At 65.9% G+C, this 12,867-nt stretch carries 10 protein-coding genes; 6 read left to right on the top strand and 4 right to left on the bottom strand.

Going from position 1 to position 12,867, the window contains the following annotated elements:
* Positions 1–2: 2 nt before the first annotated feature.
* From FFS35_RS00765 to FFS35_RS00755, 3 genes are all read right to left on the bottom strand, one after another.
* Positions 3–1,394 (bottom strand): sugar transferase, encoded by a 1,392-nt coding sequence (locus tag FFS35_RS00765; protein WP_137785206.1) that lies wholly within the window; start codon positions 1,392–1,394, stop codon positions 3–5.
* Between the two features lie 189 nt (positions 1,395–1,583).
* Entirely contained in the window at positions 1,584–1,874 is a 291-nt protein-coding gene (locus tag FFS35_RS00760; protein WP_137785205.1) for a hypothetical protein, read from the bottom strand.
* 70 nt (positions 1,875–1,944) lie between these two features.
* Positions 1,945–3,546 (bottom strand): hypothetical protein, encoded by a 1,602-nt coding sequence (locus FFS35_RS00755; protein WP_137785204.1) that lies wholly within the window; start codon positions 3,544–3,546, stop codon positions 1,945–1,947.
* Between the two features lie 217 nt (positions 3,547–3,763).
* On the opposite strand from FFS35_RS00755, the gene FFS35_RS00750 reads away from it, so the two are divergent.
* The 6 genes from FFS35_RS00750 to FFS35_RS00725 all read left to right on the top strand — a co-directional run bounded on the left by FFS35_RS00750 (position 3,764) and on the right by FFS35_RS00725 (position 11,428).
* The gene (locus FFS35_RS00750) at positions 3,764–4,600 is read left to right on the top strand and encodes a 2OG-Fe(II) oxygenase (RefSeq protein ID WP_137785203.1); all 837 of its coding nucleotides are present in this window, start codon (positions 3,764–3,766) and stop codon (positions 4,598–4,600) included.
* 79 nt (positions 4,601–4,679) lie between these two features.
* Positions 4,680–6,068, top strand: coding sequence for an oligosaccharide flippase family protein (locus FFS35_RS00745; RefSeq protein ID WP_249341402.1), 1,389 nt, complete (start codon positions 4,680–4,682; stop codon positions 6,066–6,068).
* Between the two features lie 89 nt (positions 6,069–6,157).
* Positions 6,158–7,702: an O-antigen ligase family protein gene (locus FFS35_RS00740; RefSeq protein WP_137785201.1), complete on the top strand. Its 1,545-nt coding sequence runs from the start codon at positions 6,158–6,160 to the stop codon at positions 7,700–7,702.
* Between the two features lie 20 nt (positions 7,703–7,722).
* Positions 7,723–8,904 carry a glycosyltransferase family 4 protein gene (locus tag FFS35_RS00735; RefSeq protein WP_137785200.1) on the top strand — a complete coding sequence of 394 codons (1,182 nt, stop codon included), beginning with the start codon at positions 7,723–7,725 and terminating at the stop codon, positions 8,902–8,904.
* A gap of 91 nt (positions 8,905–8,995) precedes the next feature.
* Positions 8,996–10,129, top strand: coding sequence for an acyltransferase (locus tag FFS35_RS00730; RefSeq protein ID WP_137785199.1), 1,134 nt, complete (start codon positions 8,996–8,998; stop codon positions 10,127–10,129).
* Positions 10,130–10,270: 141 nt separating this feature from the next.
* Positions 10,271–11,428 (top strand): glycosyltransferase family 2 protein, encoded by a 1,158-nt coding sequence (locus FFS35_RS00725; RefSeq protein WP_137785198.1) that lies wholly within the window; start codon positions 10,271–10,273, stop codon positions 11,426–11,428.
* A 6-nt stretch (positions 11,429–11,434) separates the two neighbouring features.
* On the opposite strand, the gene FFS35_RS00720 is transcribed toward FFS35_RS00725, so the two are convergent.
* Positions 11,435–12,766 carry a NupC/NupG family nucleoside CNT transporter gene (locus FFS35_RS00720; RefSeq protein WP_137785197.1) on the bottom strand — a complete coding sequence of 444 codons (1,332 nt, stop codon included), beginning with the start codon at positions 12,764–12,766 and terminating at the stop codon, positions 11,435–11,437.
* Between the last annotated feature and the right edge of the window lie 101 nt (positions 12,767–12,867).

The following is a 12,867-nucleotide window of genomic DNA, read 5'->3' as shown; positions in this document are numbered from 1 at the left end:
GCCTAATAGGCCTTCGGGTGCACGATCACGCGCAACGTGTTGAAGATGATGGTCACGTCACGCCACAGCCGCCAGCCCTCGATATATTCAAGATCGGATTGCAGGCGATTCTCCAGGTCCGACTGCTCGTGCGTCGCGCCGCGATAGCCGCGCACCTGCGCCAGTCCGGTGATGCCGGGCTTCAGCGTATGGCGCAGCCAGTATTTCTGGCTGACCTCCCAGAACAGCTTGTCGCCGGCAAGCGAGCCGAGCGCGTGCGGGCGGGGGCCGACGATGCTCATGTCCCCGCGCAATACGTTGAAAATCTGTGGTAATTCGTCCATGCTCGTCATGCGCAGGATGCGCCCGACACGGGTGACGCGTTCGTCGTCGGGGGTGGCCGATTTCCTGCCGTCAGCGTCCGTCGCCTCGACGCGCATGCTGCGGAATTTCAGGATCTTGAACGGCTTGTTCCCGCGCCCCATGCGGACCTGCGAGAAGAACACCGGGCCGCGGCTGTCCAGCTTGATCGCAAGCGCGACCAGCAGCAGCAATGGCGACAGCGCGATCGTCGTCGCCCCCGCGAGCAACAGATCCATCGCGCGCTTCATCACGCGATTGCTGAGCGACATCGCGCCGACCGCCACCACCGCGGTATCGCTGCCGTGATAGCGCGAGATGCCGATCGCGCCGAGCGGGCTGCCCTGGTCGAGCTGGATTTCGCCGGTGAGGTCATACGCCTTGAGCAGCAGCGCCCAGGCATGACGCCGCTCGGGCAGGCAGGAGACGACGACGCGATCGAACGGCTCCACCAGCACGGCCAGCCTGGACAAGGCCTCGGGATCGTTGAGATCCGGCACGAACCCGACCGCGCCGGCATCGAACACATGATAGGCGCCGGGGCGCGATGGCACGCCATCGACGATCAGCAACTCGCCCACCAGTCCACCCTTCACCGGCGAAACGAAGCAGATGTGGAAGAAAAGCCGGAACAGGCAGATGAAGCCCAGCGAACACAGGATCGAAACGCCGAACGCCACGCGCGACACCAGCAGGCCGAGATACTGGAAGAACATCACCAGCGTCACCACGCTCGTCGCCAGGATCAGCGCGGACATCGCGCGCCGCAGCGATTCGCTCGGCCGCTGCAACGCCTCGCGCGATACCGCGCCGTTGCGCAGCGCGATGAAGATGTGGATCGGCAGGAGTATCCAGGCGATCTGCAACCCCATCGGGGCGAGCCATCGCGCGGCACGGAGCGATCCGCCGACCGCAAAGCCAGAGCGAATGGCCGCGCAATCGCACAGGATTACACCCAGATAAAGCAAGGCGCGGATGCGGCGCTTGTGAAAGGACGTGTTGAACGCTCTCGCCGGTTCGGGCGGCTGGAGCGTAGCTGCGGTTGAATTTCCCACCTAACTCAACTGCCCCGTCCGTTGGCCGTCAGCGAAACTATCGCCCGACACCCCCCATTTCCGGTTGTGGCGCGGCGACCCTTTAGGCCTTCGCACGAAAACATTACTAGGCGGTTTGTGATGTAGTGCAACCGAAGGTCGCGATCACATGGGCGCGCGCTTATACCGCGCCGCCGCATGCACGTGCTTTCAGCGTAGCACGGAAACCAGGATCGTGCCGATCATCGACCAGAGCAAGGCAACCGAGCCAGCCAGAATCAGCAGCCGCTGACGGCGCGACAGAATCGTCCCGGGGGCGGCGGCAGGGGCGGCGAAGGATTCCACCAGTCGATCGTGCAGCTGGCGGGCCGGCGATGCGGCCCACGCCAGATCGCTTTCGCCGAGAGTCACGACCACCGGCTGCGCGGCGGGCGTGCTTCTGGAGCGACCGATCGACGGATCGGCCGGGGCTGCATCGAACTGAACGGCTGGCTGCGGCATCACAATCCTCCGAGGGGACGGTACGCCGCGCTTTGCTAACGAAAGGTAAAAGTCGATCGCGCCGGGCGCGTCATGCGGCGGGGCGCTGCTGCGCGCGCTGCTGCTCGATGAAGGGCCAGGAACCGCTGTCCACCAGGCTGAAGAAACCGCCGTTGCCGGGGCCGCTGGACAGATTGTAGAGGCAGGCAAGGTTGCCCCCGGCGGCGGAGAAGGCGGCAAGGTTCGCCTCCATCACGGCTGCCGAGGCCGGCGATCGCGTGATCGCCTCGAAGAACGGCTTCACCAGAGCCTGTTGCGCAGCGAAGGTCGGGATCGGGTTGAGGTGCAGATTGCCCTCATAGGCGATCAGCGGCAGGCCGTGCGCGCGGGCGATGTCGCCTTGCTGCTTGTAGATCGGCTTCATCGTGGCGACGCTGAGCGCTCCCGGCCCTGTCGCGTTGAGCAGATTGTCGATCGCCGCAGCTACGTCCTTTCGGGCTGCCAGGGCTATGGTGGGGCCGCGCGCATCGGTGAGCGTTCCGTTCACATAGGTCGCGATGATCCATCCCGCGAAATCGCCATCGCTGGCACCGGCGCGCCTCACGCCATCCCATACGGCGTCGGCCCGGCGCGGATTGACCGTCTGCGTTCCGAGCAGCATGCGAACGCCCGATCCCCGCGCGAGGCGGGCGATCTGCCCGGAGCGATAGCCGTAAAAGGCATCGCCCGCCGTCCCGCCGCCCAGCCGGGCGACAGCCTGCTGCTGCGCGAAGCGTGCCTGCTCGAAGCGAAGGTTCCACACCTCGTTGCTGTATTCGAGGAATCCGGCCGGCCCGCCACCCGTCGATGCCGCGCGCAGCGCGTCGATCATCCGCGCCACCAGCCCGTCGCTGGCGAGATGCGGTACGCAAAGCCATGGGCGCGCGCCGATCTTTTTCGCGAGCGCGAGCATGATCTCGATCGGCACGCCATTCGCGTAGCTGCACGAATCGACCGCGGGGAAGGCGTCCGTCACCTTGCTGCCGTTGGTGCGCATCCAGTCCATGAAACGCAGCGTGTCGAAGCCCTTGATCTGCGACAGGAATTCGGGCGCGAAAACCTCTCCGGCGGCGAAGGCGGCGGCGTCTTTCTGGTTGACGAGGCGCATGAACGTCGGCGGCTTGCGGATGGCATCGATGATGAGCGGGCGGCCGGTGGGCATGGCCCCGCGTGCTTCATAGACCACGCCATCCCGGCGACGCGCGACCAGGGTGCCGCCCTGTATCCTCACGTCCATGTCGCCATTGTGCGATAGCAGGTAGGTGCCAGGCTCGCACGGCAGCATCGTGGCGATCATGCGTTGGCCGCCAAGCCCCGTCGGATAGCCAAGCGAATTGACGGGCGCGGGGATGCCGTGGGTGTCCCACCCGGCTGACGCCTTGAGGCGATCGATGAATGCGACGGCGGTCCAATAGTTGATCGGCGTAAGGTTGACGCCCAGCGACGGCATCGCCGGGGCGCTGGCGCCGCCGGCCACGGGAGCGGCGGTGGTGGTGCCGGTCGATGAGGCGCTGACCGCATCGGCGGCCGGGTTGGTCGCCAGCGACGCGGTGTGCAGCGCCGGGGCCTTTCCCATGGAAAGGCGCCATGCCGCGGCGGCGGCCGCCCCGCCTCCCGCCAGCAGCAAAAGCCGGCGATCGATCCCCTTGTTCATTCCCACCAGCTCCATGAGGCGACGCGTCCTGTTTTCGATTCGGCCCGTAACCATGACAGCGTTGACGAGCCATCACCATGCGCCGAGCCGAAGGATAGCCGTGTCGGCGGAGGGCGGCGTCACGATATCGAATCGAGACAGCCGCCCCGCGCGATGCCGGGAAAATGCTTTTCGCACCGGGCCGGCTTCACTACAGGATGGCCGCGAGGAGAATTCCATGGCAGTGCTGACATTCGAGGGGTCGGGGTATCGGCGCTTCGACAAGGCGGAGTGCGAACAGGCTGGCGCTGCCCGTGCCGAAAGCTATCGCGGCGCCGCGCCATTCCCGCACATCGCCATCGACGATTTCCTCGATCGCGCGATGCTTCGAGACATCGCCCGCCATTACCCGTCGATCGAGGACCGGCAGTTTTTCGATCGCGAGCAGGAGCGGTTCAAATATCAGTTCCAGCCCGCCGCGATCGATGATCCTCTTGCGCTGAACCTGCTCGCGGAGCTGAACAGCGAGGCATTCATCGCCTTTCTTGAGCGGATGACGGGGATCGCGGGGCTTATCCCCGATCCCTATTACAGCGGCGGCGGCCTCCATCTCACGCGGCGCGGAGGGCATCTGGGCGTCCATGCCGATTTCAACATCCACGAAACGCTGAAGCTGGAGCGGCGGCTGAACCTGCTGGTCTATCTGAACGAAGACTGGGACGAATCCTGGGGCGGTGCGCTGGAATTGTGGGATACGAAGATGAAGGCGTGCGAGGTGAAAGTCGCGCCGCATCTCGGGCGCGCCGTGGTGTTCAGCACCACGCTGGACAGTTATCACGGCCATCCCGACCCGCTGGCCTGCCCGGAGGATCGCGATCGGCGCTCCATCGCCACCTATTATTACACCGCGGTTGAGGCGGATGCGGGCGATATCGTCAGGCGATCGACGAACTTCCGCGCCCGCCCGGGCACCGAGGATCGCCCCGATCGCGCCGTGGCCTTCCGTCATTTCGTCAACGACTGGATTCCGCCGCGGCTGCAGGGTGTCGTTAACCGATTGAATCCCTTCTCTTGATATCGCCTGCGGAGAATAGCGCCGGACCGCCGCTCGACGCGACCGCATACAGATTGTTCAGGACGTTGTTTTGACGAAGATGGGGGTGCCGGAAAGCCGATTGTCCGCCGTGCGGTCGCTGCGCGCGCGCGCGGCGCCGATGCTCTCGCCACGCCGTCTGACCGGCCCGTCGGCAACGCTGATCGGGACGACGGTTCTCATGAACGTCCTGCGGATCGCGAACACGGTGGTGCTGACGCGTCTGCTCGCGCCGTCCGATTACGGGTTGATCGGCATCGTCATGGCGATCTTCTTCGTCATCACGATGATAACGGATACCGGCTGCCAGGCGTTCATCGTGCGTCATGAGCGCGGGCTGGAGCGCGAATTCCTCGACGCGGTCTGGACGATCCATGTGCTGCGTGGCGCGGCAAACGCGCTCGTGGCCGTCGCGCTGGCCGTGCCGCTCGCGCTGTTGCTCGACAAGCACGGGCTTGCGCCGCTGATGGCGGTTGCGGCGATCAGCCTCGCGATCGACGGGGCGTCCTCATTGTCGCTGCTCACCGCGCTGCGCCGCAAGATGGTGCGCAAGCTGTCGATCGTCGATTTCGTCGCCTTCCTCGTGCAGCTTGCGGTGGGCCTTGTCGCGGCATGGTTCCTGCGCAGCGCCTGGGCGATCGTGATCGCGATCATCGCGCAGAGCGCGACACGCGCGATAGCGAGCTATATCGTGTTTCCCGAAGCCGCCCATCGGCTGCGCCTTCACCGCCCGATCGCCAGCGAATTGTGGCGGTTCTCGCGGCTGATCGCCGCGTCGAGCACGTTGACGCTGCTCATCAGCCAGGTCGATCGGCTGGTTCTGGCCCGCTTGTTTTCGCTCCAGCAGTTCGGCGTCTATTCGATCGCCGGGTCTCTGGCGACCGCGCCGATCGCTGTGGTCCATCTCTACAGTTCCCGGATCATCTATCCGGCGCTTGCCGAGGCGTGGCGGACCACGCCCGACCGGATGCGCGAGACGTTCTACGGCATGCGGGGCGCGGTGTTCTTCGGCTATCTGTTTGCCGCTGGCGGCTTGCTCGGTTCGGCGTCGCTGCTCGTCCGGCTCCTGTACGATCCACGCTATGCGGAGGCGTCGCGTTACCTTCACCTGCTCGCGATCACGACCGCGATGATAATGCTCACCAAGCCGATGAACGAATTCATGGTTTCGATCGGACGCGTCCGCATGACGCTGGAAATGAACATCACGCGCGTGTGCTGGCTGCTCATCGCAGCGGCGCTGGGTTATGTCTGGATCGGGCCGATCGGGATCGTGGCGGCGCTGGCCCTCATCGAGCTGCCCGCTTATTGCTATGGCGCATTCCGGTTGAACCGGCTCGGGCTCTACAGCCTGCGCCATGACTTGCTTGCGTTTGCGGTGATCGCGGCCGGGGGCGCCGTGGGCGGGGGCGCTGCCTCGTTCGGACTGATGATGTTGGGGAGCAGATAAGCGCCGGATATGCCAGACGTGCATGTGGGGGTTTGTCGATCGGCCGCGGGAAGGCGTTGATCCCGCCAGACGGGCTTTGGGGATAGGTGATGATCGTTTCGTTGAAGGTGCTGATTTTCATCGAGGCGCTGCTGATCGTCGCGTTCGCCTTGTTCCGCTTTGCCCTGAAGGGGGAGGCGCGGCGGCTGATCGGCCCGCTCGACATGGCGCTGGCGCTGGCGATCCCGGTGGTCGGGCTGTTCGGGCGCGACAAGAACGTCTTCTACGCCTTCATGTTCGTCATTCCGCTCCTGTCGGTGGGCAAGCCCGCGCAACTGGTCAGGCGCTATCTGCTGCTGCTGCCGCTGTTCCCGACGCTGCTGCAAAACTACATAGCGGGCGGGGTATATCTCGGCGATCTATCGGCGATCGATGCCTTCAATCTCGGCGCGCTGGGCGCGCTGGTTTTCACGAACCGGGGCCGTGCAAGGCCGGTCGCGGCGATCGACATCGCGGTGTGGCTGTTTTTCGCGTTCAGCCTGTTGATGGAGACGCGCGGCATCCCGCTGACCGGGGTATTGAGGTCGATCTTCACGACCATGCTGTCGATCGTTCCGCCATTCTACCTGCTGGCCAGGCTGGTTTCGACGCGCAGGATCGCCAGCGACGGGACGTTGCTGTTCGTCCTGGGCGCCTTCTGCAACGCCGTGGTGGCGATCTTCGAATCCTTTCGCGGATGGCCGCTGTATCAGGCGTTCTACGATTCGCTCGGCGTGCCGATGGGGATGAGCGCCACGCTCTCGATCCGGGCCGGCTTCCTGAGGGCGCAGGGGGCGGTGACCAATCCCGCGACGCTGGGGCTGATCCTTGGCCTTGCCATGCTCGCGATGGTGACGTTGCGGCCGCGTTTCCGGCCTGTCGCCTGGGCGGCGATCATGGTGGCGCTGGCGGCGGGCATGATCGGCAGCCAGTCCCGCGGGGCGTGGATCGCGGTGCTGGTCGGCGGCGCGCTGTATCTGTTGTACGAGCGACGCACCCTGCTTCTCGTCGGACTGGTTTCGGCGAGCCTCGTCGCCGGGGCGGTCTTCGTCTCGTTCGCCCCCAGCGATAGCAGGATCGGCCGGTTGGTCGGCCGCTCGGGCGCTGCGAACTGGACGGCGGATTATCGCAAGAACCTGCTGGCGCGCGGGCTTCAGGAGGTCGCGACGCATCCCGTCACCGGGCAGACGCGCGCGCAGCTCGAGGTGTCGATGAACGACATGCGGCAGGGCGAGCATATCATCGATTTCGTCAACACCCATTTGACGGTGGCGTTGATCAGCGGCCTGGGCGGGCTGGCATTGTGGCTCATCGCCTGGTTCACACCGATGGTGATCGGCTGGCGATTGCGGGGAAGAGCGAGCGCGCATGACGCGCAGACGCCGGTGGCATTGCCGTTCGCGATGATCGGCGCGTGCTTCGCCTGTTTGACGTTCACCTCCACGATCGACCGGATGATCCCGCTCGTCCTGCTCTCGATGGGGCTGATGAGCGCTTATGTGCGGCTCGCAAGGGTGGGCGACGCGGCGGGCAGGGCGGAACAGCCGCCAGCGTTTCGCAGCCTCGTCGCCCGGATGCCGCGCGAGGATGCGGTGCCGCTCGGTCAGTCGGCCTGAACCCCTTGGGAAGGCCATCCATGCATATCGCGATGTACGCCCCGGCGCTGCCATCCACCGGCTCCGCCAACGGGATCGTCACCTATGCGCGCATCATGCAGGCGGCGCTGCGGGAGGCCGGGCATCGTGTCACCGTGTTCGATCGCTTCGGCATCGAGTATGACGACGGGCGCGTCGAGCCGGTCGGCCCGGATACGCGCCTGCCCGCCCGGCTGCGACGCGCGAAGGAGCGGGTCTTCGGCCGCCCGCCGACCGAATGGCCGGTGACGTTCCGGCATATCATCGAGAAGATCCACGCCGCGCATCCGATCGATGTTCTGGAGATCGAGGAAAGCTTCGGTTTCGCAGGGCGCATCGGCCTGGGCATCCCCGTCGTCGCCCGCCTCCATGGCCCGCATATCTATGGCAAGGATGCCTGCGAGCCGCCGGAAATCGCGCGGATCAGCGCGGCGCGGATCGTGGTTGAACGGGGATCTATCGCGGACACCGCTGGAGTCACGTGTCCGTCGCCCAAGATGATGGCTGCGACGCTGGACCACTATGGCGTCAGCCCCGTCCACGCCGCCCCGATCTACAACCCGATTCCGGTCGCGTCGCCCGCCGACACTTGGTCAAGCGCTCATTGCAATCCCGACCAATTGTTGTTTGTCGGCCGGTTTGATCTCCGCAAGGGTGCAGATATAATGCTGCGCGCTTTCGACCTCGCGTTGCAGCGTCGGCCGACGCTGCGATTGACGATGTGCGGGCCTGACGTCGGCATTGTGGGAGATGACGGGGAAGCTCGCTGCTTCGATGACTATTCGAAGCTCCACCTTCGCTCCGAGACTCAAAAGCGCATCGCCTATCTTGGGGCGGTGAAGCCGGATCGTATTCGCGATTTGCGGCTTCAATCGACGCTGAGCGTTTCCACCTCGCGCTTCGAAGTGCTGGCCTACAGCCTCACGGAAGGACTCGCGGCCGGTATGCCTATTCTCGCATCCGATACCTTTGGGATCGCGGAGATCGTGGAAAACCGCCGCAACGGCTTCGTCGCGCCGGTTGGCGATGCGGCTGCGGTGGCCGATGCGATCGTCGAGGCGCTGTCCGACCGGGCGCGACTGGCCCAGGTGGGCGCTGCCGGGCGTGACCTGTGCGCGGGGCTGCTGGCGCCGGCGCGGATCGCGGCGCAGACGGTGGATTTCTACCGGGCCGTGATCGGTTGAGACGGGGCCGCCCCGCCGCACCCTCCCGATCGGTGCGTGGGGCGGCGATCGACGGCTCGACTCGCGCCGGCCCCGCGCGCAGGATCGCGCCATGCCGCTTCTGATCCCCCGCGACGACAAGGCGCAGCGCAGCAACAATTTCGATGCGATCCGGCTGGCGATGGCGCTGCTGGTCGTATGGTCGCATTCCTTCGCGCTCTGGTTTCATACCGAAGCGGGTGAGTGGATTTCGCTCGCGATGGCGGGCACGTACAACGCCGGCAATCTGGGTGTGCTGGCGTTCTTCGCGATCAGCGGCTTCCTCATCACGGCAAGCTGGCAGCGATCGACGACGTGGCGCAGCTATCTGAAGCGCCGTGTGATGCGGATCTATCCCGGCTATCTGATCGCGGTGACGCTGTGTTCGCTGGTGATCGTGCCGGCATTCTCATCGCGCGCCTTCGGTGCACTGCGCGGGGCCGAAATGCTCGGCATCGCGTCCAATCTGCTGCTCAGGAACTATATCATCACGTCCGATGCGTTCGGCGGCGGCGCGGTGAACGGATCGCTGTGGAGCATCCCGTACGAATTCTGGTGCTATCTGGGGGTCATGGCGCTCGGCCTGTGCGGGGTGTTGCGGTGGCGGCCCGCCTATCTGGTGATCGCCATCGGCGTGATGGCCGTGCGGGTGTGGCTGGACATGACCGGCCGCCACCCGGACGGCGGCAGCCTGAAGGCGATCATCGGCGTCGCCTATTTCTGGTTCAACGTGCTGCCGCCCTTCGTGCTCGGCGGGGCGGCGTATATCTATCGGGATCGGGTGCCGCGCAGCGGATGGCTGCTGGCCGGGCTCGTCGCGGCCACCCTGATCGCGGCGCATCTGCCGCTCGCCGATCCGCTACGGCTGGTGCTCACCCGGCTGCTGCTGCCGCCGACCCTCGTGTATGGCGTGCTCTATCTCGCTTTCGACGCGCGGGTGCGGATGGGGAATGCGGCGCGGTTCGGCGACTTTTCCTATGGCTGCTACCTCTATGCCTTTCCGATCCAGCAGATGCTGGTGGCGCTGTTGCGGCATGTGGTGCCGTTTCCGGTATTCGTGATCGCCGCGCTGGCCTGTTCGCTCGCGGCGGGGGTGGCGAGCTGGTATCTGGTCGAGCGCTGGTTTCTGCCGCGCGTGCGCAGCGGGCCCGATCACCGCAAGGATCGGCGGCCGCTGGCCGAGGAGACGACGCTCGTCGCGCCCTGATCGCGGGCGGCACGGCATTTTTACGCTTTTCTGGCTAAGCGCGGGGGATGTTGCTACCGGCGCGCCAACCCGCGTCCCGCCTGTTCTTTCGAGGTTTCGCCCATGTCAGTAACCCCGGCTCCCGACGGAGCGGCCGTCACGATGGCGGGTTCGGCCCCGGTCGGCGCGCGGCCGGCCGTGCCGCAATTGTCGATCATCTCGCCCGCCTATCACGAGCGGGACAATATCCGCCCGCTGGTGATGGCGATCGCGGCGGCGATGGGCGAGACGCGCTGGGAACTGATCGTCGTGGATGACGACAGCGGCGACGGCACCTCGGAAGAGGCGTTTGCGGTAGCGCACGAGGGCTATCCGGTGCGCTGCATCCGCCGGATCGGCCGGCGCGGGCTCGCCTCGGCGGTGGTGGAAGGCGCGCTCGCGGCGACCGCGCCGGTAATCGCGGTGATCGATGCGGATCTTCAGCATGACGAGCGGCTGTTGCCCCGGATGCTGTCGCTGATCGCGGATGGCGACAGCGATCTGGTCGTCGGCAGCCGGCATGTCGAGGGCGGCAGCGTCGGCGACTGGTCCAGGGACCGGCAGGCGATGAGCGGCTTCGCCACCTGGTGTGCCAATATCGTGCTCGGCACTGGCATCAGCGATCCGATGAGCGGTTTCTTCGCGATCCGCCGCGATGTGTTCCACGCCTGCGTCCACGATCTGTCCCAGCAGGGCTACAAGATCCTGCTCGACATCATCAGCTCCGCCCCGCGCGAGTTGAAGATCACCGAGATCCCCTATGTTTTCCGCAACCGGACGCAAGGGGAGAGCAAGGTCGATCTGATGATCATGCTGGAATTCCTGTTCCTGCTGATCGAGAAGGTGACGCGCGGGCTGATCCCGCCGCGCTTCGTGCTGTTCTCTGCGGTCGGCGGGCTGGGCCTGCTGTCCCACCTTGTCGTGCTGCAGACGCTGAAGGCGTTTGGCAGCACTTTCCTCGTCGCGCAGACGACGGCGACGGTGGTGGCCATGACGCTCAACTACGTCATCAACAATTCGGTGACATATCGTTCGCAGCGGTTGCGCGGCGGCCGGTTCGTCATTGGCTATTTCGTATTCTGCCTGGTGTGCTCGATCGGCGGGATCGCGAACATCGGGGTTGCCGATCTGGTGCTGGCGGGCATCGACAACTGGCCGCTGGCCGGCATCGCCGGGGCGCTGATGAGCGCGGTGTTCAACTTCGGCGTCGCCACCCAGTTCGTCTGGACGCAGCGCCGGCGGACGCGCCGGCCCCGGGTGAGCCGCCAGCGCGCCGCGTGAATCGCGTCAGGCGATCAGCAGACCGGCGAGCGCCGCCGACATCAGATTGGCAAGGCTGCCGGCAAGCAGCGCACGCACGCCGAGCCGGGCGATGACGGGGCGCTGGTTGGGCGCGAGGCTGCCCGTCACCGCCATCTGGATCGCGATCGACGAGAAGTTGGCGAATCCGCACAGCGCGAACGTGATGATCGCAACGGTCCGCTGGCTGAGCTGGCCCTGCTGCTCGCCGAGCGAAATGTAGGCGACGAATTCGTTCAGCACGATCTTCTGGCCGAACAGCCCGCCCGCGATCCCCGCCTCATGCCACGGCACGTTGAGCAGGAACATCACCGGGGCGAACACATAGCCAAGCAGCCCCTGAAAGCTCAGCCCCGGATAGCCGAACCACCCGCCGATCCCGCCGAGGATGCCGTTGGCGAGCGCGACGAGCGCGACGAACGCCAGCACCATCGCGCCGACCGCTACCGCCAGCCGCACGCCGGTCTGCGCGCCCTGGGCGGCGGCCATGATGAGATTGGCGGGGCGCTCCTCGTCATGCGTCGCCTGCGGCATCGGTTCGCCGGGGGTTCCTTCGGGAAGTAGCGCGGCGGGGCCCTTGCCGCTGATCCGCGCCTCGGCGATCGCGATCTGCCGATCCTCATCGCTCATGTCGCCCAGCGGCAATTCGCCTTCGATCGGCTGCGCGCGATCCGGCATGATGATCTTCGCCATCAGGATGCCGCCCGGCGCCGCCATGAAGCTGGCCGCGAGCAGATATTCGATCCTGATCCCCATCGAGGCATAGGCCGCCAGGATCGTGCCGGCGACGCCCGCCATGCCGCTCGTCATCACGGTGAAGAGCTGCGGCGGGGTGAGGCCGGCGAGATAGGGGCGGATCACAAGCGGCGATTCGGACTGGCCGACGAAGATGTTCGCCGCCGCGCACAGGCTCTCCACCTTGCTGGTGCCGATGATCTTTTCGATCCCGCCGCCGATCCAGCGCACCACGAGCTGCATGATGCCGAGGTGGTAGAGGATCGACACCAGCGCCGCGAAGAAGATGATGACCGGCAGCGCCTGGATCGCGAAATTCTTGCCCAGCGGATCATCCGCCAGCTTTCCGAACAGGAAGGCGGTGCCGGCATTGGCATAGGATAGCAGGTTCGCCACGCCGCCGGACAGGAAGGCCAGCGCGTGCCGCCCCCACGGCGCGTATAGCACCATCACCGCGATCCCCGCCTGAAGCGCGAAGGCCGCCCCGACGACGCGCGGCCGGATCGCCCGGCGATCGGTCGACAATGCCAGCGCGATCAACAGGATCACGACGATGCCGGCAATGCCGATAAGAAAACGATGCATGGATACCCGCGTGGTTGTGGAAGACGCGGCCCCCCGCGTGGGCGCGCATATTTACACGCGCGCCGCGCGGCTGCCAGCCTGATTCGCCCCCCTGCTGGAGG

It is taken from the genome of Sphingomonas sp. 3P27F8 (assembly GCF_005502745.1).
In the GTDB taxonomy this organism is placed as follows: domain Bacteria; phylum Pseudomonadota; class Alphaproteobacteria; order Sphingomonadales; family Sphingomonadaceae; genus Sphingomonas.
Note: the sequence above shows the minus strand (reverse complement) of the source record. Positions and strands in the feature narration are given on the sequence as shown.

What these genes read in the sequence shown, in the direction of transcription:
- FFS35_RS00750 (WP_137785203.1), top strand. Translation starts at nt 3,764, where the DNA reads ATGGCAGTGCTGACATTCGAGGGGTCGGGGTATCGGCGCTTCGACAAG.
- FFS35_RS00740 (WP_137785201.1), top strand. Translation starts at nt 6,158, where the DNA reads ATGATCGTTTCGTTGAAGGTGCTGATTTTCATCGAGGCGCTGCTGATC.
- FFS35_RS00735 (WP_137785200.1), top strand. Translation starts at nt 7,723, where the DNA reads ATGCATATCGCGATGTACGCCCCGGCGCTGCCATCCACCGGCTCCGCC.
- FFS35_RS00760 (WP_137785205.1), bottom strand. Translation starts at nt 1,874, where the DNA reads ATGCCGCAGCCAGCCGTTCAGTTCGATGCAGCCCCGGCCGATCCGTCG.
- FFS35_RS00745 (WP_249341402.1), top strand. Translation starts at nt 4,680, where the DNA reads ATGGGGGTGCCGGAAAGCCGATTGTCCGCCGTGCGGTCGCTGCGCGCG.
- FFS35_RS00720 (WP_137785197.1), bottom strand. Translation starts at nt 12,766, where the DNA reads ATGCATCGTTTTCTTATCGGCATTGCCGGCATCGTCGTGATCCTGTTG.
- FFS35_RS00730 (WP_137785199.1), top strand. Translation starts at nt 8,996, where the DNA reads ATGCCGCTTCTGATCCCCCGCGACGACAAGGCGCAGCGCAGCAACAAT.
- FFS35_RS00725 (WP_137785198.1), top strand. Translation starts at nt 10,271, where the DNA reads ATGGCGGGTTCGGCCCCGGTCGGCGCGCGGCCGGCCGTGCCGCAATTG.
- FFS35_RS00755 (WP_137785204.1), bottom strand. Translation starts at nt 3,546, where the DNA reads ATGAACAAGGGGATCGATCGCCGGCTTTTGCTGCTGGCGGGAGGCGGG.